This window comes from Marinobacter alexandrii (assembly GCF_005871205.1).
GTDB classification, from domain to species: domain Bacteria; phylum Pseudomonadota; class Gammaproteobacteria; order Pseudomonadales; family Oleiphilaceae; genus Marinobacter; species Marinobacter alexandrii.
Window position 1 is genome coordinate 426,835 of sequence record NZ_SWKM01000015.1, and the last position, 22,327, is coordinate 449,161.

Sequence of the window (22,327 nt, forward strand, 5' to 3'; positions counted from 1 at the left end):
ATCCTGTCAGCAACGTTCAAATAGAACTGGCGTTAAAGCCCCAACACCTTACGAAGATCCGGCACCGTGTCGACAATGGCGTGCGGCGAGTAGTCGCCGAGCACATCGCGCTTGTGCACACCCCACTCCACACCGATGGACGGCATGCCAATCCGCTGGGCCATATCAAGGTCATAGCGGGTATCGCCGATCATCACTGCATCCGCCGGCTCAATACCGTAGAACCGGACAATCTCCTCGAGCATGGCAGGGTCTGGCTTCGACCGGGTTTCATCGGCGCAACGAGTAATATTGAAATGCGGACCAAGACCACTGGAATCCAGCGCCATGTCCAGGCCACGCCTGCTCTTGCCAGTCGCCACCGAACATCCGAGGCCCGCGCCACGAATATCAGTCACCACATCGGCCATGCCGGCAAAGACATTCTGGGGCGTAGTTACCTTGCTGAAGAAGTAGCGGCCATAGCCTTCGCGAATAGCTGTCATCTCCTCCCGACTAATGCCCGGGTAGAGTTTCTCAAGCGCCTCAATCATGCCGAGACCAATAATGTCGCGATACGCCTCCCGCTCCAGTTGCGGGTAACCCAGTTCGGTCGCAGCCTGATGCAGACTTTCGGCAATGTGCTCCACGGAATCCACCAGGGTCCCGTCCCAATCAAATATGACAACCTTGACCTTCATCTATTGGTTCCTGTTGCGCGCTTCCAGAATTTTGAGCACATCCGCAAATGCATCGTCGTAGGGTGCCTCCAACCGCATCGGCTCACCGGTAACCGGTAAACTGAATTCGAGCGCCCGGGCGTGAAGCATAAGCCGCTGACCACCAACAGCACGGAAGGCCTTGAGGCTTACATCATCCATATACTTGTCGTCACCGGCAATCGGATGACCCTCGCAGGTGCAGTGCACGCGTATCTGATGGGTCCGACCGGTAACCGGAGACGCCTCGACCAGACTGTACCCTTCATAGCGCTGTAGGCAGCGAAACAGAGTCAGAGACTCCTTGCCGGCGTCATCAACCTTCACCCGACGCTCGCCATTGGGCATCTCGTAGCGCAGCAAAGGCGCCTCTACCCGCTTTACCGCCTCCGACCAGTGACCACTCACCAGGGCATGGTAGTGCTTGCGGATACGCTTATGGCGCAATTCATCCTGCAGGAAACGCAGGGCCGAACGCTTCTTGGCCACCATTACCAGGCCGGAAGTATCCCGGTCGAGCCGATGCACCAGCTCCAGGAAGCGGGATTCTGGGCGCGCCGAACGCAGCACTTCAATCAAACCGAAGCTGAGCCCGCTACCACCGTGAACGGCAATGCCAGAGGGCTTGTTAACCACCAGCATCTGCTCGTTCTCGAACACCACCGCGGCTTCCATGACACCCTGAACCCGGGCACCCGGCTCCACCTGGGTCGGCTTCTCCTTAATGGTCACCGGCGGGATACGAACCTGGTCGCCGGCTTTCAATCGGGTATCAGGCTTGACCCGGCCCTTGTTGACGCGCACCTCGCCTTTTCGAACCACCCTATAGATAATGCTCTTGGGCACACCGCGAAGCTGAGCCAGCAGAAAATTATCGACCCTTTGCCCCTCGTTATCTTCATCGACAACGACCACCTGAACCCCCTGGCGCACCTCTTTCCGCTCAGTTTGACGCTCAGTGCTCGGGCGACGATCAGTTCCGATGCGCTCGGTGCTCGGCGACTTGCGCGCGGCATCCCGGGCCCGAGGGGCGGCGGCTTTTGCCGGTCGCTTTGCGGCGGATTTTCTGCGCGCGGGCTTGCGGGACATAGAATTCCTTAGGAGCAGGTGATTGCAGCATTGAATGGCCACCCGAATGCTGTTATATTCCGGCGTGCTCTGTCGTTTGTCTACGGCCTGACAGACTCTAGTCAGAAGCCGGAGCGGCAGAAGTATACCGACACTATTCGAGAGTTTGAACGCCGCATGCCCAATCACTATCGGGCAACGGCGGAGAAAATGCTCCCGGGGCCCCAGGACAGACCGATGACGGCTGCACCCTGCTTCCGGGAGAGTATTAAAACCGTACGGAAAACCGACGGGCGACATCGCGAAGAATCATTGCCACCCAGGGCCGGGCCGTCCAGCTTACGAATACGACGTGAGACCCAGGCACCTGAGTGAACCTGAAAACGGATTATATGCGTCAACAGACATCAACTTTATACGACCTCTCGCTGCCCACAGGTGGCCAGACTGTCGGTGGTCTAAGACCAATAGGATCGCACCCCATAAGGGTCTGATTCGTCTGGCCGCCGGTATGCTCTTGATGTAGAAGAGCCCCGCGGCACGCACATCCTGCTTCGCTGATACGACCCCTCATGGTTTTCTGTCAAAATTAAACGACAGGAACTTCTTCTTTCCATGAAAAGAATGCTCATCAATGCAACTCATCCCGAAGAGTTGCGCGTCGCACTGGTCGACGGCCAGCGTCTGTTCGACCTTGATATCGAATCCAGTTCCCGCGAGCAGAAAAAAGCCAACATCTACAAGGGCCGCATTACCCGCGTTGAGCCCAGTCTTGAGGCCGCCTTTGTCGACTTCGGCGCCGAGCGCCACGGCTTTCTGCCCCTGAAGGAAATCTCCAAAGAGTACTTCAAGAAATCACCCGGCCAGATCGAAGGCAAGGTCAACATCAAGGACGTGGTCGCCGAAGGCCAGGAAGTCATCGTCCAGGTTGATAAGGAAGAGCGCGGCAACAAAGGCGCTGCCCTGACCACCTTCATCTCCCTTGCCGGACGCTACCTGGTTTTGATGCCCAACAACGCCCGCGCCGGAGGTATTTCCCGTCGCATCGAAGGCGAAGAGCGGGCTCAGCTCAAGGAAGCCATGAACGACGTTCAGGTGCCCAAGTCCATGGGCATCATCGTGCGTACCGCCGGCATTGGCCGCAACTCCGAAGAACTTCAGTGGGATCTCGACTACCTGGTGCAGTTCTGGGAAGCCATCACCCAAGCCGCCGGCGAACGTAAAGCCCCCTTCCTGATTCACCAGGAAAGCAACGTGATCATCCGCGCCGTGCGCGACTACCTCCGTCAGGACATCGGCGAAGTGCTGATCGACTCCAACAGTGTTTACGAGGACGTTCTGAACTTCGTCCGCGCTGTGATGCCCACGTTCGAGAACAAGATCAAGCTGTACAAGGATGAAATCCCACTGTTCAGCCGCTACCAGATCGAAGGCCAGATCGAGACTGCTTTCCAGCGTGAAGTGAAGCTGCCATCCGGCGGCTCCATCGTCATCGATCCGACCGAAGCCCTGGTGTCCATCGACATCAACTCCTCCCGCGCTACCAAGGGTCACGACATTGAGGAGACCGCACTGCAGACCAACCTGGAAGCGGCGGAAGAAATCGCCCGTCAGTTGCGCCTGCGTGATATGGGAGGCCTGATCGTTATCGACTTCATCGACATGACACCGGCCAAGCACCAGCGTGAAGTTGAACAAAAGATCCGCGAAGCTCTGGAAATTGACCGCGCCCGAGTTCAGGTCGGCAAGATCTCCCGCTTTGGCCTGCTCGAGATGTCCCGCCAGCGCCTGCGCCCCTCTCTGGGCGAGACCCGCAGCGAAGTCTGCCCTCGCTGTGAAGGCCAGGGCACGATTCGTGGCATCGAGTCGCTGGCACTGAGCATCATGCGCCTGATTTACGAAGAGTCCTCCAAGGAGAAGACCGGCGAAGTTCGTGCCGTGGTTCCCGTTTCCGTGGCGACCTTCCTGCTGAACGAAAAGCGCAAGCAGCTGGCCGATATCGAAGCGGACCAGGAAGTGAGCGTGGTTGTGGTACCCGTTCCGCACATGGAAACACCGCATTTTGAAATTCTGAGAATGCGCCAGGACGAGACCACACCTGAGCACGTTTCCAGCCACCAGGTGGCCCAGGAATACAGCGTGCGTGAGGAAGAGGTATTCGAGGCACCGGCTCCTGAGCGCCCGGCTCGCGAACAGGCCGCCGTTAAGGCCATTCGCCCGAGTGCACCGGCCCCCACCTCGGCCGCGAAAGCAGTCGAGGCGCCAGAACAGGAAGAAGGCCTGTTCCGCCGTCTGGGTCGCAAGATCGCCGGCTTCTTCAGCGATGAAGAAGCTCAGACCGAAGAGAGCCGCGACAAGAACAAGGCTGCCCGTGAAGACCGCCGCAACCAGGGTCGCCAGGACCGTCGCAAATCCCGCGTAGCCCGCGATGATCAACGCGCTGGTGGCAACCGCAGCGGCAGTGATCGTCGCCAGGGCGGCCAGCAAGGCCGCGGTGACGACAACCGTGGACGCGGGCGCAACCGCGGCGACGACCAGAACCGCAACGCCCAGAAACGCCCGGCAGCCGACAAGAGCGTCGAGAGCAAAGGTGCTGATAACCGTGGCGGCGACAACAAAGGTGGTGATGGCCGCAGGGACAATCAAAACCGTGGTCGTGGCCAGGGTCGCAACAAGCCCCAGCGCGAGCAGAAGGAAGCGCAGGAGCAGAAGGACCAGACGGACCAGAAGGTCCAACAGGATACTGGCAAGAAACCAGCCAGCGCTGACAAAGGCGGTTCGGCCGACAAAGGTGGTTCAGCCGAAAAAGGCCGTAAGCCCCGTCGTCAACGTGGTCGCGATGGCTCGCCGTCCGACACTCCAACCTCTACTCCGGCCGATCGCAAGACTTCACGCAGCGAAAAGCACCAGAAGGACACCCAGCCTGAGCAAACGGCCGATACTGGCAAGCAGGATGTAAGGGCTGCCGAAGGTCGCCAAAAGCCGCGCGAGAAAGTAGCACCGGAGAAGGCGGCCGACAACAAGCCGGCCCAGGATACCGGCGCACCGACGCAGGCCAAAGCTGAGCCCAAAACAGAAGCCAAGACCGAAGCCAAGCCAGAGACCAAGGGCGAGACAGCGAAGCCCTCAGCGAAAGCGGAGAGCACTCAGCCGGCCAAGGCAAAAAGCACTCCGGAGCCGAAGGCTGCGGATAAGCCCGAGACCAAGGCGGAAGCCAAGGCCGAGTCAGCCCAAGAAGCTCCGGTGAAGCGGGCCAAGCCAGCCAAGGCTGACGAGCAAGCCAACACCGCCGCAGCCGCAGACAGCAAAGAAGCCGACAAGCCGGCGGCGAAGGCCGACACAGCCAAGCCGTCGCCAAGCCCGGAAGCCAAACCTGCCGCAGAAGAAAAGCCGGCAGCAGAGGCCGAGACCATTGAGCAGAAGCCGGCCCCGCAGAAGGCCGCCCAGGAAACTGGCGCGGACCAGAAAGCAACTGAGCAGACAACTCCTGAGCAGAAGACTCCTGAGCAGAAGACTCCGGAGCAGAAGGCTCCGGAGCAGAAAGCGCCCCGGCAAGAAGCGGCTGAAGAGAAGAAGCCTGAGCAGTCAGGGCCAGAGCAAAAGCCAGCCAAGGCAAAAGCGCCTGAGCAAGAGGCCGCTAAGGCAGCCCCGGCAGAGCCGAAGGCGCCCGCTCAGAAGGAAACGGCTGCCAAGGCACCCGAGCAGAAGGTTGCTGAAGCCAAACCCGCAGAGAAGGCTCCGGAGCCGAAGCCTGCGGCAGCAGAATCCAAGCCAGAAACCGCCAAGCCTGCCTCTTCAGTAGCAGCGGCAGATCAGGAAAAGGCCGCAGCCGAGTCCAAGCCGGCCGTTGAAGTTCCGGTGACACCGGGCCGCGCCTACAATGATCCGAGAGAAGTCCGTAAGCGCCAACGCGCTGCGGAAGAGGCCAAGAAAGCCGGGAGTAATTAAAGAATGCTATCCAATTCCGACATTGATGCGCTGGAAGACATCCTGTTTGCCGAGCCCTGGGGCGAAGACGCCCTGGACTTCTTCGGCTTCCATGGCGTTGTCTGCGCCAGCGTGGTCGGCCCGGCAGAACTGAGCGCGGAAGAAATTTTCCGCCTCGCCACTGGCGTCCAGACGGTGCCAGATAGCGGAGTTCCGGAAGTCTTCCGTCGCTGCGTTCAGCAATTGGCTTCGGCCATGGCCCACGCCCTGGATATGGGCCAGGCCCTGGAACTGCCAGAACCGGAAGACGGCGACCCGATGAACGCACTGGAAAACTGGTGCGCCGGGTTTGTCGACACCTTCCTGGAGCGTGAAGAGGAATGGCTGGAAGCAGCCAGCGAGGACGAAACCGCAGATCTGCTGGTGCCGATGCTGACGCTGTCCGGGTTGTTCGAAGACGAGGATTTCCAGAACGTTCGTAACAGCGAGAAGCTGTCACGGCAAATGGCGGATGCTATTCCGGATTCTCTGACCGACCTGTATCTGCTGTTCCACGCACCGGATTAAACCGGTGCGGGCACGCCCACAGGAGTTTTGAAATAATGCCAGACCGGCTCAAGCCCGTCTGGCATTTTCATTATGCGGCCCAGCTCACACCAGGCAGGTCCCGGGAAATGGAAGTCACTACCTTGGGATGCCAGCAATTGCTCACGGCGGCACAACTCCACCAGAAAGCCCAGATCGCCACTGGACTGGCCTGAGGTTGAAACCTCGATAGCTCGTCCACCCGCACGCCGAAAATCGGCGGTAAGGTCCCGCAACTTGGTGGCGGTAAGCTGGTACTTACGCGGGTGCGCTAGCACCGCAATCCCACCGGCATCATTAATCCACTGGACTACTTCGGATAACTCCGGCCAGTAGGCCTTGACGTCACCGGGTTTCCCGCTACCCAAATGGCGCTTGAACGCCTGGGCGGTATTGCTGACCACGCCATCCTGCACCAGAATCTGAGCAAAATGGGGCCGGCCAGGCACATCACCACCTGATGCGGCAGTCGCCCGCTCCAACAGATCGGGTACCTTCAGCTTGCCCAGGCGATCGGCAATCATCCGCGCCCTCGCCCACCGGTTTTCATTCTGTTGCTCGAGCGCTTGCTGGAACGCCGGGTTTTCAGGATCAAAATCCAGACCAACCACATGAATAGTGCGACTCTTCCACAGGCAGGACAGCTCGATACCGGGAATGATCACCAAACCCTGCTCGGCGGCAGCGCTGCGAGCCTCATCCAAGCCTGCAATGGTATCGTGGTCAGTCAGCGCCAGATGGGTCACGCCCCGTTCAGCTGCCCGGCTCACCAAGTCAGTCGGTGTCAGGGCGCCGTCAGAGGCGGTGCTGTGGCAGTGCAGATCGATGCACAAATCAAGGTCTTGCGGTATAGTCACTAAAAATCCTGAATCAGGTGGTTGGCAAAGGCGCCAGTTTGACGACCAGTGTACCAGCCATGCCCTGATCGTGTGACAGATCTTGTTGCCAGACGAACTGGCAACCAACCGGAGAGCGGTATGTATTACGCCATTATCAGCGAAGACGTCGAAAACAGCCTACCCATGCGCCAATCCGCGCGGCCTGCGCACCTTGAGCGCCTGCACGCACTGAAAGCCGAAGGTCGCCTGCTGGTGGCTGGCCCCCATCCGGCCATCGATACCCCGGATCCCGGTGAAGCCGGCTTCACCGGCAGCCTGGTGGTCGCAGAATTTGATTCGCTCGAGGCCGCTCAGGCCTGGGCCGACGCCGACCCCTACATCGAAGCTGGGGTCTATCAGAAGGTCGTGGTCAAACCGTTCAAAGCCGTGCTGCCTTAGGCGCCGGACCCCATTGCATGAGTTTATTGTAATGCGGGCCCGCTTGAACGACCGACTATCTATGACAGAATTGCGGCTTTGAACAATGACAGCAATTTAATCGTCTAACTCAGGGATCGTATCCAGTGACGCCTTTCCGTCTCCTTATCAGTCTACTTTTCGTTGTGTCCTCTGTGGCTGTGGCTCAGGCCAAAACCGTCTGGGTTGACGACCAGCTTTACCTGCCGGTTCGGGCCGGCGCCGGTACCCAGTTTCGAATTATCGAAAATGCGGTTCCCAGCGGCACCCCTTTGGAGGTGCTGGAAACCACCGATTCCGGTTATACCCGGGTTCGCACTCCGAAAGGCACGGAAGGCTGGGTTTCCAGCCAGTACTTGAGCGACTCCCCTATTGCCGCTGATCGCCTGAAGCGAGCCAACCGCGAACTGGAGCAAGCCCGCAGTGAGCTGTCCCAGGTGAAGCAACAGCTGTCCGAGACCACTCAGCAGCGTAATGCTCTGGAAAATGCTGAAGCATCCCTGTCAGAGCGCTCAGAAACACTTCAGGAAGAACTCCAGCGAATCAAGAGCATTGCCGCGGACTCCATCAACCTGGAGCGCCGCAACCGTGAGCTAAGGGAAGAGAACCAGAAAATCCGCAACGATCTCGAAGTACTGACCGCTGAAAACGAGCGACTGGAAGCCAGCAAGGAATCCGATTTCATGCTATTGGGCGCCGGACTGGTGCTTGGTGGCGTGCTGTTGGCGCTGATCATTCCGATGCTGAAACCAACAAGAAAAACCGACAACTGGGCCTGATACCATGAAGGATTATTCGGAAAAGCGCGATTTTCACCGCATGCAGGTGAACTCGGAAATCGAGATTACCGACAGTCAGGGCAACCGCTTTAAAGGCGTCTGCCGTGACCTCAGTGCGGCCGGTATGCAAATCTACGTTGAACAGGAAGTAGCGACCGGCGAAGAGCTGCAGACCGTGCTGCACCCCAGTAGCGACCAGTTTCCGCCACTGGAAACGGTGTGCGAGGTGATTCGATGCGAGCCGAACGGTAACGGGTTCCTGCTGGGAACGAATATCAGCGAAGTCACACGTTAAACGATCACTCGCTGACCAAGTGTCATCTGCAGAACGAAAAACGGCGGCCAGTGGCCGCCGTTTTTGTGTCTCTGGCCCACGAATGGGATGAGGACTAAGGGGTAACGCCTCAGACCAGAGGCTTCTTGGAGACGATAATGCCGTTGTTGTCGGCGTAGACATAGTCGCCCGGACGGAAAGTCACGCCGCCGAAGGTCACCGGCACATTCAGGTCACCCAGACCGCGCTTCTCACTCTTGCGCGGATGCGTGCCCAGCGCCTGAACACCCAGCGCAGTGTTACCAATCTCATCAACATCACGCACACAGCCGTAGATAATCAGACCGGCCCAGCCATTGCTGGCGGCCTTCTCCGCCAGCATGTCACCCAGCAGCGCGTGGCGCTTTGAAGCACCACCGTCCACCACCATAACGCGGCCATTGCCCGGCAGGCCCACCTGTTCCTTGACCACGGAGTTGTCCTCGAAGCACTTCACGGTGACGATTTCGCCACCGAATGCCCTGTTGCCACCGTAGTTGTTGAAACCCGGCTCGACGACTTCAACTTCCGGGAACTCGTCACAGAGGTCCGGGGTAATGATATCTGCCACTGTTTGCTCTCCTTTTCCTGAAATAGATCTCAGTCGATTTTTTCGTCGGCCAGGAAGAACCAGGTATCCAGAACCGAATCCGGGTTCAGGGACACCGTGTCGATGCCCTGGTCCATCAGCCACTTGGCCAGATCCGGATGATCCGACGGTCCCTGGCCACAGATACCGATGTATTTGTCGGCTTTCTTACAGGCCTGGATCGCATTCGAGAGCAGCGCCTTCACCGCATCGTTACGCTCATCAAACAGGTGCGCAATGATGCCGGAATCCCGGTCGAGGCCCAGGGTGAGCTGAGTCAGGTCGTTGGAGCCAATAGAGAAGCCATCAAAGTGCTCAAGGAACTGATCCGCCAGCAGCGCGTTGGCCGGCAGCTCGCACATCATGATGACGCGCAGGCCGTTCTCGCCACGCTTGAGGCCGTTTTCAGCCAGCAGGTTAACCACCTGCTCGGCTTCGCCCACGGTGCGCACGAACGGCACCATGACTTCCACGTTGGTGAGGCCCATTTCGTTACGCACCTTCTTCAGCGCGCGACACTCCAGCTCGAAACAGTCCCGGAAGGTTTCTGAAATGTAGCGGGACGCGCCACGGAAGCCGAGCATCGGGTTTTCTTCATCCGGCTCATAAAGCGTGCCGCCAATCAGGTTGGCGTACTCATTGGATTTGAAGTCCGACAGGCGCACGATCACTTTCTTGGGCGCAAAAGCGGCTGCCAGGGTGGAGATACCCTCAACCAGCTTATCGACGTAAAAATCGACCGGCGAGCTGTAACCGGAAATACGCTTCTCAACGGTCTGCTTGATGTCGCGAGGCAAGCCGTCAAAGTTCAGCAACGCCTTGGGATGCACGCCAATCATGCGGTTGATGATGAACTCAAGCCGGGCCAAGCCCACGCCTTCGTTCGGCAGCGACTGGAAGTCAAAGGCGCGGTCCGGGTTGCCCACGTTCATCATGATCTTGAACGGAATGTTAGGCATGGAGTCTACGGTGTTCTCGCGCAGCTCGAAGTCCAACGCGCCCTCGTAGATCATGCCGGTATCGCCCTCGGCGCAGGAGACGGTCACTTCCTGACCGTCCTTCAGCAGCTCGGTGGCATCGCCACAGCCAACCACGGCCGGAATACCCAGCTCCCGGGCGATAATCGCCGCGTGGCAGGTACGGCCACCGCGATCGGTGACAATCGCTGCCGCGCGCTTCATGACCGGCTCCCAATCCGGGTCGGTCATGTCGGTAACCAGCACGTCACCGGCCTGCACACGATCCATCTCTTTGATGCTGGTAATGATCTTCACCGGGCCGCTGCCGATCTTGTGGCCGATACTGCGGCCTTCCACCAGCACCTTGCCGGTTTCGTTCAGCAAATAGCGCTCCATGACGTTGGCGGAGGCGCGGCTCTTCACCGTTTCCGGGCGGGCCTGCACGATGTAAATCCGGCCGTCGTCGCCGTCTTTGGCCCACTCAATGTCCATCGGGCGCTGATAGTGCTTCTCGATGATCATGGCCTGCTTGGCCAGCTCTTCAACTTCCGCGTCGGTGATGCAGAAGCGGTTGCGGTCTTCCTGCTCTACCTTGACGGTTTCGACGAACTCGCCCGTGTCCGCAGCGGTGTTGTAGACCATCTTGATGGCCTTGCTGCCGAGGTTGCGGCGCAGTACTGCCGGCCGGCCGCCTTCCAGAGTCGGCTTGTGAACGTAGAATTCGTCCGGGTTAACGGCGCCCTGCACCACGGTCTCGCCCAGGCCGTAGGAGGCCGTCACAAAGACCACATCGCGGAAGCCGGATTCGGTGTCCAGGGTAAACATAACGCCACTGGCGGCGGTTTCACTGCGCACCATTTTCTGGATACCGGCGGACAGTGCCACCAGCTTATGATCAAAGCCGTGGTGGACGCGGTAGGAAATGGCGCGGTCGTTAAACAGGGAGGCAAACACTTCCTTCACGGAGGTGCGTACCTGCTGCAGGCCAACCACGTTCAGGAAAGTTTCCTGTTGGCCGGCAAAGGAGGCATCGGGCAGGTCTTCGGCGGTGGCAGAAGAACGCACCGCAACCGCCATGTTGTCATTGCCGGCCTGGAGGCTGGCAAAGGCGTCCGCCAGGGATTTTTCCAGCACATCCGGGAAATCGGTATCGATAATCCACTGACGAATCTGGGCACCCACGCGGGCCAGTTCGTTCACATCGTTCACGTCCAACGCATCCAGGGCGTTGTCGATCTTGTCCTTCAGGCCGTCAGTGGCCAGGAATTCACGGTAGGCGTGTGCGGTTGTGGCGAAACCACCGGGCACGGTCACGCCTGCGTTGGCTAGATTACTGATCATTTCACCGAGAGAGGCGTTTTTGCCACCCACCCGGTCAACATCCGACATTCCCAGGTGATCAAACCAGATAATGTAATCTTCCAAAGCACGTCTCCCTTGAGTCTGTAAAGCAAAGAGCATAACCGGGCCAGCGGTATCTAGCGGTAAAAGCAGGCAATATCCACTGCGGAGTCTCGAACTTGGCGTGTATGATACTGTAACCTGCGGCAATTACCTAGGGAACCCGCCAAATACGGAACCGGACGAGACACCATGAAACGTACTGCTTTCTTTATTTCCGATGGCACCGGCCTCACCGCCGAGGCGCTCGGCCACAGCCTTTTGGCCCAGTTTGAGAAAATCGATTTCGAGCGCGTGACTGTGCCTTACATCGACGATGAGGAAAAGGCCACCGAGATGGTCACCCGCATTAACAGGGCGGCGGAAATCGACGGTGCCCGGCCGCTGGTGTTCGATACCATCGTGAATCGCGACATCCGGGAAATCATCGCCACCGCGGAAGGATTCATGATCGACATCTTCGGCACCTTCCTCAATCCACTGGAGCAGGAACTGCAGTCCTCGTCGTCCTACACCGTGGGCAAGTCGCACTCCATCAACAACGAAGGCAGTTACGAGCGCCGCATCAACGCGGTGAACTTTGCCCTCGACAACGACGATGGCGCGCGCATCCGGCACTACGACGAAGCGGACCTGATCCTGGTGGGTGCCTCCCGAAGCGGCAAAACCCCAACCTGTCTCTATCTGGCACTGCAATACGGGGTCAAGGCGGCGAACTACCCGATCACCGAAGAGGACCTGTCAGACCAGTTGTTGCCTTCGGCCCTGCGACCCCACAAGGAAAAAATCTTCGGCCTGACCATTGAGCCGGAGCGGCTGGCGACGATTCGAAACGAGCGTCGTCCGAACTCCCGGTACTCCTCCATGAAACAGTGCATGCACGAAATCGAGGAAATCGAACTGATGTACCGGCGCGAGCGAATCCCCTACCTCAACACCACCGCCTACTCGGTTGAGGAGATCTCGACCCGGATCATGGTGACCACGGGGCTGAAGCGCAACCGCTGAGGATCGCGCACACAAACCTGCACCATAAAAACTGCACCATAAAAAAAGAGGACCCGAAGGCCCTCTTTTTTCGTTGTGCAAGCTTAACCCACCAGCGGCGATTTACATTTCCTCAATCGCCAGTCCCAGTTGTTCTGCCACGTCGCGGTTGTCCGGGCTGGTCACCACGGCCGTGCTGGCATTCGCCGGCACCAGCCAGGTGGCAGCCACACGCTTGATGTCGTCCAGCGTGACCGCCAGCACCCGCTCACGGAACCGGGCGCGCTGCTCCGGGCTACGACCAAACAGCTTGTTATGGAAGGCATGACGCGCCGCACCCGCCGGAGAGCGTGGGCGATCCAACTGGCCAATAACACCGAGGATGGACTCTTCCAGTTCCTGCGCGTCGTGATCTGCTTCCTGCAGCCACTCGAGGGACTTGTCAAAATCGTCCAGAGTCTCCGCCAGGCGCGGATCCCGGTACGAGAAGAATCGGAAGGTGCCGTTTACGCTGTCCTGACCGGCACCACCGCCATATGCACCGCCTTTCTCACGAACAGCGCGATGCAGGTAGCCATTGCGCAGGAAGCCACCCAGTACCGTCAACGCGGCAGCATCGGGATGGTCCACCGGCACAGTACGATAGGCCTTGGCGCAGAAGTTGACCTGGGTGGAGGTCAGCCACGCCTCACGGGTGGTGTAGTCGACCGGCTCCATCGTCCATTTGGATGACTCGGTGCCCGCCTCGCCCTGCCAGCAGGACTTCAAATCGTCGACCATGGCCGGCAATTGGGCTTCTTCGCCAATCACCAGGAATTCACGGCCCTGATTGCGAATCTTGTCGTGCAGCGCCGCCAGCTTGTCGCAGAACGCGGACAGCTCTTTCGGATCTTTTAAGGCCTGATCCAGCTGTTTGGTACCGCGAATACCGGCAAGACCACCAAGCCGGAACGACAGCCAGGCTCCTGGCCCCATGCCCTGGGATGCCGCGCCCATAGCAAGGGCGTGACCGCTACCAGTCACCGCCTGTTCACGGCGGGCCCGAATCTGGGCGACTATCTCACGAACCCGCTCGGTTTCATCAAAACGGGCACTGGTGTACACATCGCGCAACAGACGAGTGAGTTCGCTACGGTTTCGAGCCAGGGCCTTGCCATTGAACACCAGGTAACCAGACAGGTCCTGAACGTTGTCGATACCGCCCTTGGCATTGAACGAGGCGCCAATACCGCCGGATTCGGCAGAAATACGATCCTGCATCTGCAGATAATCCAGATCACCACACCCTACTTCCGAAATCAGTGACGTGTAATACGGCACCAACAACAGCTCTTCTTCGGTCAGTTCCGGTACCGGCACCACTACCTGCTCATACACCAGGCCATTGGTGCCCCGGGCAAAAATTGTGGCAGCGATCTCGCCGTCGTACTGGGATTCTGGCTCCGGCATCTGCAACGGCACGTCAGTGAGATCCACCTTCGGCAGAATGGAGTCGTCGTCCTTGCGCATCTGGCGCTCTTCCAGCGCCTGGGCACGATCGACAATCTGCTTCACTTCGTCGTCGGTCAGCTCGGCCTTGCGACGGGCCAGGGCCTCACTGATGGCCTGCTGGCGATGCCCTTCGAGCTTCTCGTCCGGGCGCAGGGTCAAGGTGACCCGGTGCGGATTTTCCAGCAGCATCTTGCGGATAAGACTGGGCACATACTGCGGATCGCGAATCTTCTCACGCAGGGTTGCCAACACCGGCTCCAGATCCAGCAGTTCCACCGGATCGCCGCCGTGCACCATCGGTGAGATGGCGGTCATGATCAATTGCAGCCCGTACGGGAACTGGTCGCCGGCAATCTCGCGCTGGTGCAATTCCAACTGATGCAGGATTGCTTCCAGACGCTCTTCGCTAACGCCCTCTTCCACCACTTGCAGCAGCGTGCTTTCAATCAGCGCCTCAAGGTCCTTGTGCTTCTCTGGCTCACTGCCCTCAATGCCACAGACAAAGGTCATTTCGCGGTTGGAATCTTCCAAGCCGCACATGGGCGACGGCGCATGGCCCAGGTCGGTGGTTTCCAGCGCACGCATCAACGGCGAGGCACTGTTCTCCAGCAACACAGCCGACAGCAGTTGGCCTTCCAGGTTTTCCTGCAGATCAAAGCTGTGGCCCAGCAACCAGCCCATCACAATGTGAGTCTTGTGGTCGGTGCCCTCACCTTCATTGACGGCGTAACCCTGCTCCACCCGAACCGGTGAAAACATACGCTTCTCATCCCGCACCGGCAGTTCAATGTCCAACCGGTCGAACCGCTTCAGCGCTAGCTCTTCAAAGCGCTCATGATGCTCATGAGCCGGAATATTGCCGTAGGTGGCAAAGATGGCGTTGCTCGGGTGGTAATGGTGACGGTAGAACTTCACCAGATCGTCATAGCTCAGATCCACAATATGGTCTGGCTCGCCGCCACTGTTGTAGTGGTAGGTGGTGGTCTGAAACAGATGGCTGCTCAGGTTCTGCCACAACTGCGAGGTGGGCGAACTCATGGCGCCTTTCATTTCGTTGTAGACCACGCCGCGGTAGACCAGGTCTGTGCTGGGATCGTTCGGGGTATCAAATTCCAGGCGATGACCTTCCTGGGCAAAGTCCAGCGGATCCAGTGTGGAGAAAAACACGGAATCCAGGTACACCGACAACAGGTTGTCGAAGTCCTTCCGGTTCATGCTGGCAAACGGATAGGCGGTCCAGTCGCTGCTGGTGAACGCGTTCATAAAGGTGTTCAGGGAGCGGCGGATCATCATGAAAAACGGGTCGCGAACAGGATAACGCTCGCTGCCACACAGGGCGGTGTGTTCCAGAACGTGGGCGACACCGGTGGAATCCATCGGAAAAGTTCGCAGCGCGACGAAAAACACGTTTTCGTCATTATCAGCCGCCAGATGCAGATGACGGGCGCCGGTTTTCTTGTGGCGATACTCTTCAATGTCGAGATTGAGGGTGGCAATCCGGTGACTGCGAAGCTTTTCAAAGGCCGGATGGGTTGCGTTGTCGATCACTGCAGCCATTCAAACTATCCTGTCTTTAACGATTAGAGACTTGTAGGGTAACACGTAGTATCGATTATCATGCACAGTCCAGCAGCGACAAGGTAGCCGGCGTTCCATGACAACCTACTCCCCACACACCCGCGCGGTGGACGCGCCTGAAGTCGCCGCCTATTGGGCCGAGCGCCGCAGATACCTCGACCGCGTGCGCAAGGTACCCGAGATCAGACAGCGCTTTTGGCGGGAAGTTGCCATTTACCTGCTGCGCCGGTTGCTGTGGTCGTTCGGATTCTTCCCGATTTTCATCGCCTTCTGGATTCCGTTTGTGCTGTCGAGCTTCAATCCGGTGGTGATGGCAACCGACCTGATCCCGCTGCTGCAGGATTTCGTCGATTCCAACCCCGAAGTCCAGGCCACCACCACCAGCACCCTCGCCATTGCCTGGGGCTCCATTGGCTTCATCTTCCTGGTCTTCGATTTCGTACTCACCCCGTTCCGCTCACCCTATGAATACGAAGCCGATGTCTACATGAGGTCATGGGAACAACTCAATGTTGACCAGCTTCCGGACAAAATGTGATTTGTCCTGCATTCTCAAAAACTCCAAACACTTTGTGTTACATAAGTTTGCACGCACTGGGTAAGATGCAGAGAGGTAATAAGAATTCTAAAACTGCTGGTTCAAGAGGTACCCCATGGTCGATTTCAGACCGCTCCTGTTCATCAATGCCCTGGCCCTGATGCTCCTGGTTACTGCCGGCTTCGCATCCGTACATGATGAGATAAACAGCGGCACCACCCTGACACCGCCGACCGTCTCCCAGACCCTCGCTGCCAACGCACCACCAGCCAAAACCAAGACCGAATCCAGAACTCTGGACAAGACTACCCAAACGGCAAAGACGGCGACAGCACTAACATCAAAGCCAAAGGCCGACCCGGCACCTGTCGAAGCAGAAACCTTCCACGTACCACCCATGCCGGAAGACCCAACCCTGCTTGCCCTAGCCGAATCCCCGGCCGCGCTGGCCACCCGACCTGACTTCAGCCCGGATCAACCAGAGCCAGCCCCGGCAACCGGTTCGCTGGTGTTGCGCTCAAACGTGGTTGGTGACCAGGTCACGATCAATGGCAAGGGCTATGGCGCCACCCGGCTGGACCTCGATCTCGAGCCCGGCACTTACGACGTCACCATCACCAAGCCCGGTTACCAGGCTTGGAGCCAGAAAGTGGCACTGGCGGCCGGCAGTGAAATGACCCTGGTGGGCGAACTGATTGCCAACACCACCGTCAATTTCAACAACGCGACCTGGATTGGCGGCGTTAAAACCGGCGATGGCACCTACCAGAATAAAGACGGCCTGCGCTACGAAGGCCACTTCGTAAATGGCAAGTTTCATGGCCAGGGTACCGCCTGGCACCCGGACGGCAGCCGCTACGACGGCGACTGGAAGAACGGCCAGCACCATGGCCAGGGCACCTGGCGCAGCGCTGAGGGCGCACGCTATGCCGGTGAGTTCCGCGCCAACCAGTTCAGTGGCAAGGGCACCCTCACCATGGCCAACGGCGATATCCTGACCGGGCACTGGACAGATGGCCAGCTGAATGGCCACGGCTCACTGACCACAGCAGACGGCATGCTCTATGTCGGCGCATTCCGGGACGACGAATTTCATGGCCGCGGCTCCCTCACCTACCCCGACGGCCGCCATTACGAAGGCGAATTTTCCAACGGCGCGTTCCACGGTTCCGGCGCCGAAGTGTTTTCGGATGGAAAAAAATACGAAGGCGAATATATTGAAGGTAAGTTTCATGGCCAGGGCCTGCTGCTGAACCCGAACGGCAGCTCTATCGAGGCCACGTTCCGGCACGGCAAGCCCTACGGACAGGTTCGACTGACAACCGCTGCCGGTGAGATTTTCACCGCCCGCACCACAGAGCCCGGCGTCTGTTATCGGGACAAGAGTTACCGGGCCACGCAATGCCCGACACTGGACGGCTGGTAACAAGCCCAAGCCCGACAACACACGCGTTTGCAGTAAATGATTGAGGTAGTGAGATGGCGATCAAAAACGCTCTGCTGGTGGACGACTCCAAGGTAGCCCGATTTGCCTTGAGCAAACTGCTGGAAAGTCGCGACATGGAAGTGAACATGGCAGGCTCGGCCGAAGAAGCACTGGATTTCCTGAACAACGACAATCGGCCTGACGTCATCTTCATGGATCACCTGATGCCGGGCATGAACGGTGTCGAGGCGATCAAGGCCATCAAGGGCAACCCCGACACCGCCGCTATCCCGATCATCATGTGCACCTCGAAAAAGTCTTCCAACTTTATGGAAGAGGCGAAGAACTTCGGGGTCTACAACATCCTGACCAAACCGCCCCACACCGACGGCCTGCACCTGATTCTGGACCAGCTCGACCGCGACGTTGCCGAAGGCACCTTACCCGAGCCGCCGGAACCCGGCAGTGCCGACCTGCTCGACATTAAGGACGACGAACTCCTGAACATTCCAGGCGACGCCTCGGTGGAGATGACGATGAAGGCCGACGATGATGCACCGGCCCCGGCCAGTGGCGCCTCAAGCGTGGTACCGCTGACCAGCGACCTGATTGAGCAGATTGCCCGCTCAGCGGTTAAGACCCACATCAACAACCGCCTGCACGAACTGCTCAGCTCCCTGTTCGATGAGCAGTTTGACCATCTGAAACGTGCGCTGGATGAATCCCGCAGCAAGCAGGAAAAAACCCTGGAAGAACGGCTGGACAGGATGACCAGCCTGATCGAGGACCGCACCAAGCACCTTCGCGACGAAGTGGCAGCGGAAGTGAATCTCAACCTGGCCCGGGAACTGGCGGACCTCAAGAAATCGCTGCAGCGCAATTCCGGGTTCACGTCTGAGCACATGGCAGAGCTGAAGGATCACATCACCAGCGTGCAGACCATCGACACTGAGTTCTGGCAAACCCTGCAGTCCGAGGCCATTCAGCAGGCCCACGAAATCTCCCGGGAAACCGCCGAGGATATCGCCCAGCGCACCATCGATCTGTTCGTGGCCCAACAGCGCTCAGCGTCGTCTCGGGTCTACACCATTGGTCTGGCGGTCAGCCTGAGCATTTTCAGCGTTGGGATTGCCTGGTTGTCCGGCCTGTTTGGCTGAGCCGCTGCCTTACCCGCTGCCAGTCCTCCGGGGTGTCCACATCGTCGTCGACCCCCGGAATATCCACCCGGGTTGCCCGCACGCTGGCCAATAGCTGGCCCGCACCTTTATCACCTTCCAGCGCCATGACCTCCGGCCATAACCACCTCGGTAAATAGGCGGGCACTCCAGGGTGACCTTGATAATCAGCGGCCACCGGCTGGTGCGGCACAAACCGCGCCGCCTTGCCAAAGGCCTGCAGCGACGCCTCATCCAGCAGTGGCTGATCCGCCACCAGCACAAACACTCCTTTCACCTTCGGCGCCATACTGGCCAGCCCGGTAGCCAAAGACGCCGACAGCCCTTCCTGCCAATCAGGCACCTGTAACCACGCCGATGGCTGGGTGGTAGCGCGAAAGCGAATCAGTGGGTACCAGGCGCCGCACAGCACCCGCACATCCCTGCTCAGCACCCGCCCATTGTGAATGGCCTGGTCCAGCAAGGTGTTGCCAGTGCCAGGCATGCGTAGCAGCGCCTTGGCGCGGCCAAGGCGGGACGATGCACCCGCAGCCAAAATAAGTGCCGGAAATTCCTGATCGTTCGGGGAAGCGGAGAAGTTTATGATAAAGACTCCAATAGCAGGACGCATGAAGCCTGGTCCAACGCCAGACTGCCGAATTCGGTGATTTTTGCTAGAATTCGGCCATCAATCAACCATACCCACCCGGACGCTTAATGAACCACCTCTTTGTAGACAACTTGACCGTCATCGATTTCGCTTATCTGGACCCTACAAGGGGCCTGGTGGGTGAGAGCTGGATTGCGGATGTCGTCTTGGGAGGCGAACTCGACGACCAGGGCATGGTGTTCGATTTCAGCAACGTGAAACGGACGATCAAACGCGTTATCGACGAGCGGGTGGACCACCGACTGGTGATTCCACGTGGCTACGAAGGTCTGAGCTGGGATGAGAACCAGCCAGACACCTTTCAGTGGGCACTCACCGACGGCAGTGAAATCATTCACCGCTCACCGGATGAAGCCGTTGTCTGGCTGTCCTCTGAGCGAGTAGTGCCGTCTGCGGTTGCCCGCCTACTGGAGCACGAACTGCTGGCAGTGCTGCCCGCTAACGTGACCTCTATCGAGATCAACCTGCGTGAAGAGGTGATCGAGGGCGCCTACTACCATTACGTCCACGGTCTGAAGAAGCACCTGGGTAACTGCCAGCGCATTGCCCATGGCCACCGCTCGCCCATCCGCATTGATCGCAATGGCTACCGGGATTACGAGCTGGAGCGTAAATGGGCGTCGCGCTGGCGCGACATCTATGTCGGCTCTGAGGAAGACGTGGTGCGTCGTCACGTTGGCGAAGACGGCGTTCGCTACGTCACCTTCGAATACGAGGCCAACCAGGGCGAGTTTGCACTGGTCATGCCGGAAGAGAGGGTCTACATGCTGGATACCGACACCACGGTGGAGCTGATTGCCGCTCACATCGCCGACAAGCTCAAAGTGGAGTTCCCCACGGACACCATTAGAGTGAAGGCGTTTGAAGGGGTTGGCAAGGGCGCCATCGCCTCCCGTTAAGGCAGGGGCAGCACTTTCTTACGGACACAAAAAAACCGCCCGAAGGCGGTTTTTTTGTGGCTTTCCGGTGGACTAAACCGTCAAGCCGTATTGGCGTCCCCTAGGGGGTTCGAACCCCTGTTGCCGCCGTGAAAGGGCGGAGTCCTAGGCCACTAGACGAAGGGGACTAGAAATTGGTGGAGCCAGGCGGGATCGAACCGCCGACCTCAACACTGCCAGTGTTGCGCTCTCCCAGCTGAGCTATGGCCCCTCAACGGATGCGTATATTAAGGATCCGCCCCTGGGCCGTCAACCGCAAAAACCCACTTTTTTTTCAGTTTTCTGAACATCCCTGTTCAGGTCGTTTATTTATTCACCAAAGCGATTATTAAGCACCCAATGCGGCGTACTCTTTCTCCACTTTCTTGGTTTCTTTCTTGGAAAACCCACCCAACACTTCCAGGGCGTGGCGCAAACGCGACCGGGTCATGTCCGGACCAAGCAATGCCATGGAGTCCATTACCGACCAGGAATTAGGTGTACCGGCTACCGCCACGAAGATCGAGAACATGAAATCGCCCATCTTGAGGTCCATGGCCTTGGCCACGGCTTTCACGTCGGCAAAGATATTTTCCTTGCTCCAGTGGCGCTGAGCCTCAAGCTTCCACAAGGTGAACTGCAGTACCCGTTTGATCTGTGCCTCGTCCAGCTTGTTGTGGGCGAAGTCTTCCGGCTTCAGGTTCAACATGCCTGAGAACATAAACTGTGCCATGGGCGCCACATCAGAGAACACCTCTGCCCTGCCCTTGATGTGCGGCACCAGATCGGTCAGCGCATCCTCGTTAAACCACCACTGGCGCATACGCGCCATGAACTGCTCGTCGGTCAGCTCGTCACGCAGCCACTGGCCATTGAGCCAGCGCAGCTTCTCCACATCGAATACCGGGCCACCGAGGGATACACGCTGGATGTCGAAGTTCTCAATCATTTCGTCCAGGGTGAACTTTTCCCGCTCGTCAGGCATCGACCAGCCCATGCGGCCCAGGTAGTTGGTCACCGCTTCCGGCAGGAAACCCATGCGCTCATAGAAGTTGATGCTGGTGGGGTTCTTGCGCTTAGAAAGCTTGCTCTTGTCCGGGTTACGCAGCAGCGGCAGGTGGCACAGCTCCGGCATGTCCCAGCCAAAGTACTGGTACAGCAGCTTGTGCTTCGGTGCCGAGTTAATCCACTCCTCACCGCGCAACACATGGGTGATGCCCATCTTGTAGTCATCGACCACGTTGGCCAGGTGGTAAGTGGGCATACCGTCCGATTTCAGCAGGATCTGGCAATCCACCTGGGCCCAATCGATCTCGATGGTGCCACGGAGCATGTCCTGGATTTCGCAGACGCCTTCATCGGGCACTTTCATACGGATTACATAGGACTCACCCGCATCCAGACGACGCTTCACTTCTTCGTCAGACAGCTCCAGATTGCCCTTGATACCCGGGTTCTCCCCCCTGGCCTTGCGCTCTTCACGGATGGCTTCCAGTTCTTCAGGAGTGCGGAAGCAATAGAAGGCGTGGCCAGCCGTGACCAGATCCTCGGCGTACTGCTTGTACGAATCCTTGCGCTCCGACTGACGGTAAGGGCCATGGGGTCCACCAACATCGGGGCCCTCATCCCAGTTCAGACCAAGCCAGCGCAGCGCCTGCAGAATGTCGCGCTCAGATTCCGCGGTGCTGCGGGCCTGATCGGTATCTTCGATACGCAGAATGAACTGACCGCCGTGCTGGCGGGCAAAGCACAGGTTGAACAGGGCCACGTAGGCGGTACCAACGTGCGGGTCTCCGGTTGGGGATGGAGCAATTCGGGTACGTACTGTCATAAACCTTCCTGAAAAGTCGGTGGCCGTTGAATAAACCCGGCATTATACCGGCCCTCTATCGGTTTCGCATGGGCGTGAAAGCTGATCCGCAGGCGCGGTAGGTACAAAACACCAAGAATTT

The 22,327-nt window shown here is 58.6% G+C and carries 18 protein-coding genes and 2 tRNA genes; 10 read left to right on the forward strand and 10 right to left on the reverse strand.

The features are described 5' to 3' along the window. Positions 1-32: 32 nt before the first annotated feature. A complete protein-coding gene (locus FCS96_RS18115) occupies positions 33-680 on the reverse strand; it encodes an HAD family hydrolase (protein ID WP_138441763.1) in 648 nt (215 codons plus the stop codon). After that, positions 681-1,787, reverse strand: coding sequence for a 23S rRNA pseudouridine(955/2504/2580) synthase RluC (gene rluC / locus FCS96_RS18120; protein WP_138441764.1), 1,107 nt, complete (start codon positions 1,785-1,787; stop codon positions 681-683). Positions 1,788-2,381: 594 nt separating this feature from the next. Between rluC and rne the strand changes: the two genes are divergently transcribed. Both rne and FCS96_RS18130 read left to right on the forward strand, forming a co-directional pair. Then, positions 2,382-5,714: a ribonuclease E gene (gene rne, locus FCS96_RS18125; protein ID WP_138441765.1), complete on the forward strand. Its 3,333-nt coding sequence runs from the start codon at positions 2,382-2,384 to the stop codon at positions 5,712-5,714. 3 nt (positions 5,715-5,717) lie between these two features. Continuing rightward, on the forward strand, positions 5,718-6,260 hold the full coding sequence (locus FCS96_RS18130; RefSeq protein WP_138441766.1) for a YecA/YgfB family protein: 543 nt from the start codon (positions 5,718-5,720) through the stop codon (positions 6,258-6,260). Here the strand turns inward: FCS96_RS18130 and FCS96_RS18135 are convergent. Beyond that, positions 6,257-7,135: a PHP domain-containing protein gene (locus FCS96_RS18135; protein WP_138441767.1), complete on the reverse strand. Its 879-nt coding sequence runs from the start codon at positions 7,133-7,135 to the stop codon at positions 6,257-6,259. The genes FCS96_RS18130 and FCS96_RS18135 overlap by 4 nt on opposite strands. A gap of 120 nt (positions 7,136-7,255) precedes the next feature. Between FCS96_RS18135 and FCS96_RS18140 the strand changes: the two genes are divergently transcribed. The 3 genes from FCS96_RS18140 to FCS96_RS18150 all read left to right on the forward strand — a co-directional run bounded on the left by FCS96_RS18140 (position 7,256) and on the right by FCS96_RS18150 (position 8,647). After that, positions 7,256-7,555 (forward strand): YciI family protein, encoded by a 300-nt coding sequence (locus tag FCS96_RS18140; protein WP_138441768.1) that lies wholly within the window; start codon positions 7,256-7,258, stop codon positions 7,553-7,555. Between the two features lie 125 nt (positions 7,556-7,680). Beyond that, positions 7,681-8,352, forward strand: coding sequence for a TIGR04211 family SH3 domain-containing protein (locus FCS96_RS18145; RefSeq protein WP_138441769.1), 672 nt, complete (start codon positions 7,681-7,683; stop codon positions 8,350-8,352). Between the two features lie 4 nt (positions 8,353-8,356). Then, positions 8,357-8,647, forward strand: coding sequence for a PilZ domain-containing protein (locus FCS96_RS18150; protein WP_138441770.1), 291 nt, complete (start codon positions 8,357-8,359; stop codon positions 8,645-8,647). Positions 8,648-8,756: 109 nt separating this feature from the next. On the opposite strand, the gene rraA is transcribed toward FCS96_RS18150, so the two are convergent. Next, the gene (gene rraA, locus FCS96_RS18155; protein WP_138441771.1) at positions 8,757-9,236 is read right to left on the reverse strand and encodes a ribonuclease E activity regulator RraA; all 480 of its coding nucleotides are present in this window, start codon (positions 9,234-9,236) and stop codon (positions 8,757-8,759) included. Positions 9,237-9,265: 29 nt separating this feature from the next. Beyond that, a complete protein-coding gene (gene ppsA / locus FCS96_RS18160; protein ID WP_138441772.1) occupies positions 9,266-11,638 on the reverse strand; it encodes a phosphoenolpyruvate synthase in 2,373 nt (790 codons plus the stop codon). A 168-nt stretch (positions 11,639-11,806) separates the two neighbouring features. On the opposite strand from ppsA, the gene ppsR reads away from it, so the two are divergent. Then, complete coding sequence (ppsR, locus tag FCS96_RS18165; protein WP_138441773.1) at positions 11,807-12,622, forward strand: posphoenolpyruvate synthetase regulatory kinase/phosphorylase PpsR; 816 nt, start codon at positions 11,807-11,809, stop codon at positions 12,620-12,622. 102 nt (positions 12,623-12,724) lie between these two features. Here the strand turns inward: ppsR and FCS96_RS18170 are convergent, their stop codons facing one another. Beyond that, entirely contained in the window at positions 12,725-15,649 is a 2,925-nt protein-coding gene (locus FCS96_RS18170) for an insulinase family protein (RefSeq protein ID WP_138441774.1), read from the reverse strand. A 97-nt stretch (positions 15,650-15,746) separates the two neighbouring features. Between FCS96_RS18170 and FCS96_RS18175 the strand changes: the two genes are divergently transcribed. The 3 genes from FCS96_RS18175 to FCS96_RS18185 all read left to right on the forward strand — a co-directional run bounded on the left by FCS96_RS18175 (position 15,747) and on the right by FCS96_RS18185 (position 18,791). Beyond that, positions 15,747-16,208 carry a hypothetical protein gene (locus FCS96_RS18175; protein WP_138441775.1) on the forward strand — a complete coding sequence of 154 codons (462 nt, stop codon included), beginning with the start codon at positions 15,747-15,749 and terminating at the stop codon, positions 16,206-16,208. Positions 16,209-16,323: 115 nt separating this feature from the next. Beyond that, the gene (locus tag FCS96_RS18180) at positions 16,324-17,634 is read left to right on the forward strand and encodes an MORN repeat-containing protein (protein ID WP_138441776.1); all 1,311 of its coding nucleotides are present in this window, start codon (positions 16,324-16,326) and stop codon (positions 17,632-17,634) included. Positions 17,635-17,687: 53 nt separating this feature from the next. Beyond that, complete coding sequence (locus tag FCS96_RS18185; RefSeq protein WP_138441777.1) at positions 17,688-18,791, forward strand: response regulator; 1,104 nt, start codon at positions 17,688-17,690, stop codon at positions 18,789-18,791. On the opposite strand, the gene FCS96_RS18190 is transcribed toward FCS96_RS18185, so the two are convergent. After that, the gene (locus FCS96_RS18190; protein WP_138441778.1) at positions 18,751-19,419 is read right to left on the reverse strand and encodes a nucleotidyltransferase family protein; all 669 of its coding nucleotides are present in this window, start codon (positions 19,417-19,419) and stop codon (positions 18,751-18,753) included. The two genes, FCS96_RS18185 and FCS96_RS18190, sit on opposite strands and share 41 nt — an antisense overlap. Positions 19,420-19,505: 86 nt before the next feature. On the opposite strand from FCS96_RS18190, the gene FCS96_RS18195 reads away from it, so the two are divergent. Continuing rightward, positions 19,506-20,357: a 6-carboxytetrahydropterin synthase gene (locus FCS96_RS18195; protein WP_138441779.1), complete on the forward strand. Its 852-nt coding sequence runs from the start codon at positions 19,506-19,508 to the stop codon at positions 20,355-20,357. A gap of 91 nt (positions 20,358-20,448) precedes the next feature. Here FCS96_RS18195 and FCS96_RS18200 read toward each other — a convergent pair. The 3 genes from FCS96_RS18200 to gltX form a co-directional block, all read right to left on the reverse strand. After that, positions 20,449-20,524: transfer RNA gene (locus FCS96_RS18200), tRNA-Glu, on the reverse strand. 7 nt (positions 20,525-20,531) lie between these two features. After that, positions 20,532-20,607 (reverse strand) — tRNA-Ala (locus tag FCS96_RS18205). A 117-nt stretch (positions 20,608-20,724) separates the two neighbouring features. Next, complete coding sequence (gene gltX, locus FCS96_RS18210) at positions 20,725-22,206, reverse strand: glutamate--tRNA ligase (protein WP_138441780.1); 1,482 nt, start codon at positions 22,204-22,206, stop codon at positions 20,725-20,727. Between the last annotated feature and the right edge of the window lie 121 nt (positions 22,207-22,327).

What these genes read in the sequence shown, in the direction of transcription:
- FCS96_RS18115 (WP_138441763.1), bottom strand. Translation starts at nt 680, where the DNA reads ATGAAGGTCAAGGTTGTCATATTTGATTGGGACGGGACCCTGGTGGAT.
- rluC (WP_138441764.1), bottom strand. Translation starts at nt 1,787, where the DNA reads ATGTCCCGCAAGCCCGCGCGCAGAAAATCCGCCGCAAAGCGACCGGCA.
- rne (WP_138441765.1), top strand. Translation starts at nt 2,382, where the DNA reads ATGAAAAGAATGCTCATCAATGCAACTCATCCCGAAGAGTTGCGCGTC.
- FCS96_RS18130 (WP_138441766.1), top strand. Translation starts at nt 5,718, where the DNA reads ATGCTATCCAATTCCGACATTGATGCGCTGGAAGACATCCTGTTTGCC.
- FCS96_RS18140 (WP_138441768.1), top strand. Translation starts at nt 7,256, where the DNA reads ATGTATTACGCCATTATCAGCGAAGACGTCGAAAACAGCCTACCCATG.
- FCS96_RS18150 (WP_138441770.1), top strand. Translation starts at nt 8,357, where the DNA reads ATGAAGGATTATTCGGAAAAGCGCGATTTTCACCGCATGCAGGTGAAC.
- ppsR (WP_138441773.1), top strand. Translation starts at nt 11,807, where the DNA reads ATGAAACGTACTGCTTTCTTTATTTCCGATGGCACCGGCCTCACCGCC.
- FCS96_RS18170 (WP_138441774.1), bottom strand. Translation starts at nt 15,649, where the DNA reads ATGGCTGCAGTGATCGACAACGCAACCCATCCGGCCTTTGAAAAGCTT.
- FCS96_RS18175 (WP_138441775.1), top strand. Translation starts at nt 15,747, where the DNA reads ATGACAACCTACTCCCCACACACCCGCGCGGTGGACGCGCCTGAAGTC.
- FCS96_RS18180 (WP_138441776.1), top strand. Translation starts at nt 16,324, where the DNA reads ATGGTCGATTTCAGACCGCTCCTGTTCATCAATGCCCTGGCCCTGATG.
- FCS96_RS18185 (WP_138441777.1), top strand. Translation starts at nt 17,688, where the DNA reads ATGGCGATCAAAAACGCTCTGCTGGTGGACGACTCCAAGGTAGCCCGA.
- FCS96_RS18190 (WP_138441778.1), bottom strand. Translation starts at nt 19,419, where the DNA reads ATGCGTCCTGCTATTGGAGTCTTTATCATAAACTTCTCCGCTTCCCCG.
- FCS96_RS18195 (WP_138441779.1), top strand. Translation starts at nt 19,506, where the DNA reads ATGAACCACCTCTTTGTAGACAACTTGACCGTCATCGATTTCGCTTAT.
- gltX (WP_138441780.1), bottom strand. Translation starts at nt 22,206, where the DNA reads ATGACAGTACGTACCCGAATTGCTCCATCCCCAACCGGAGACCCGCAC.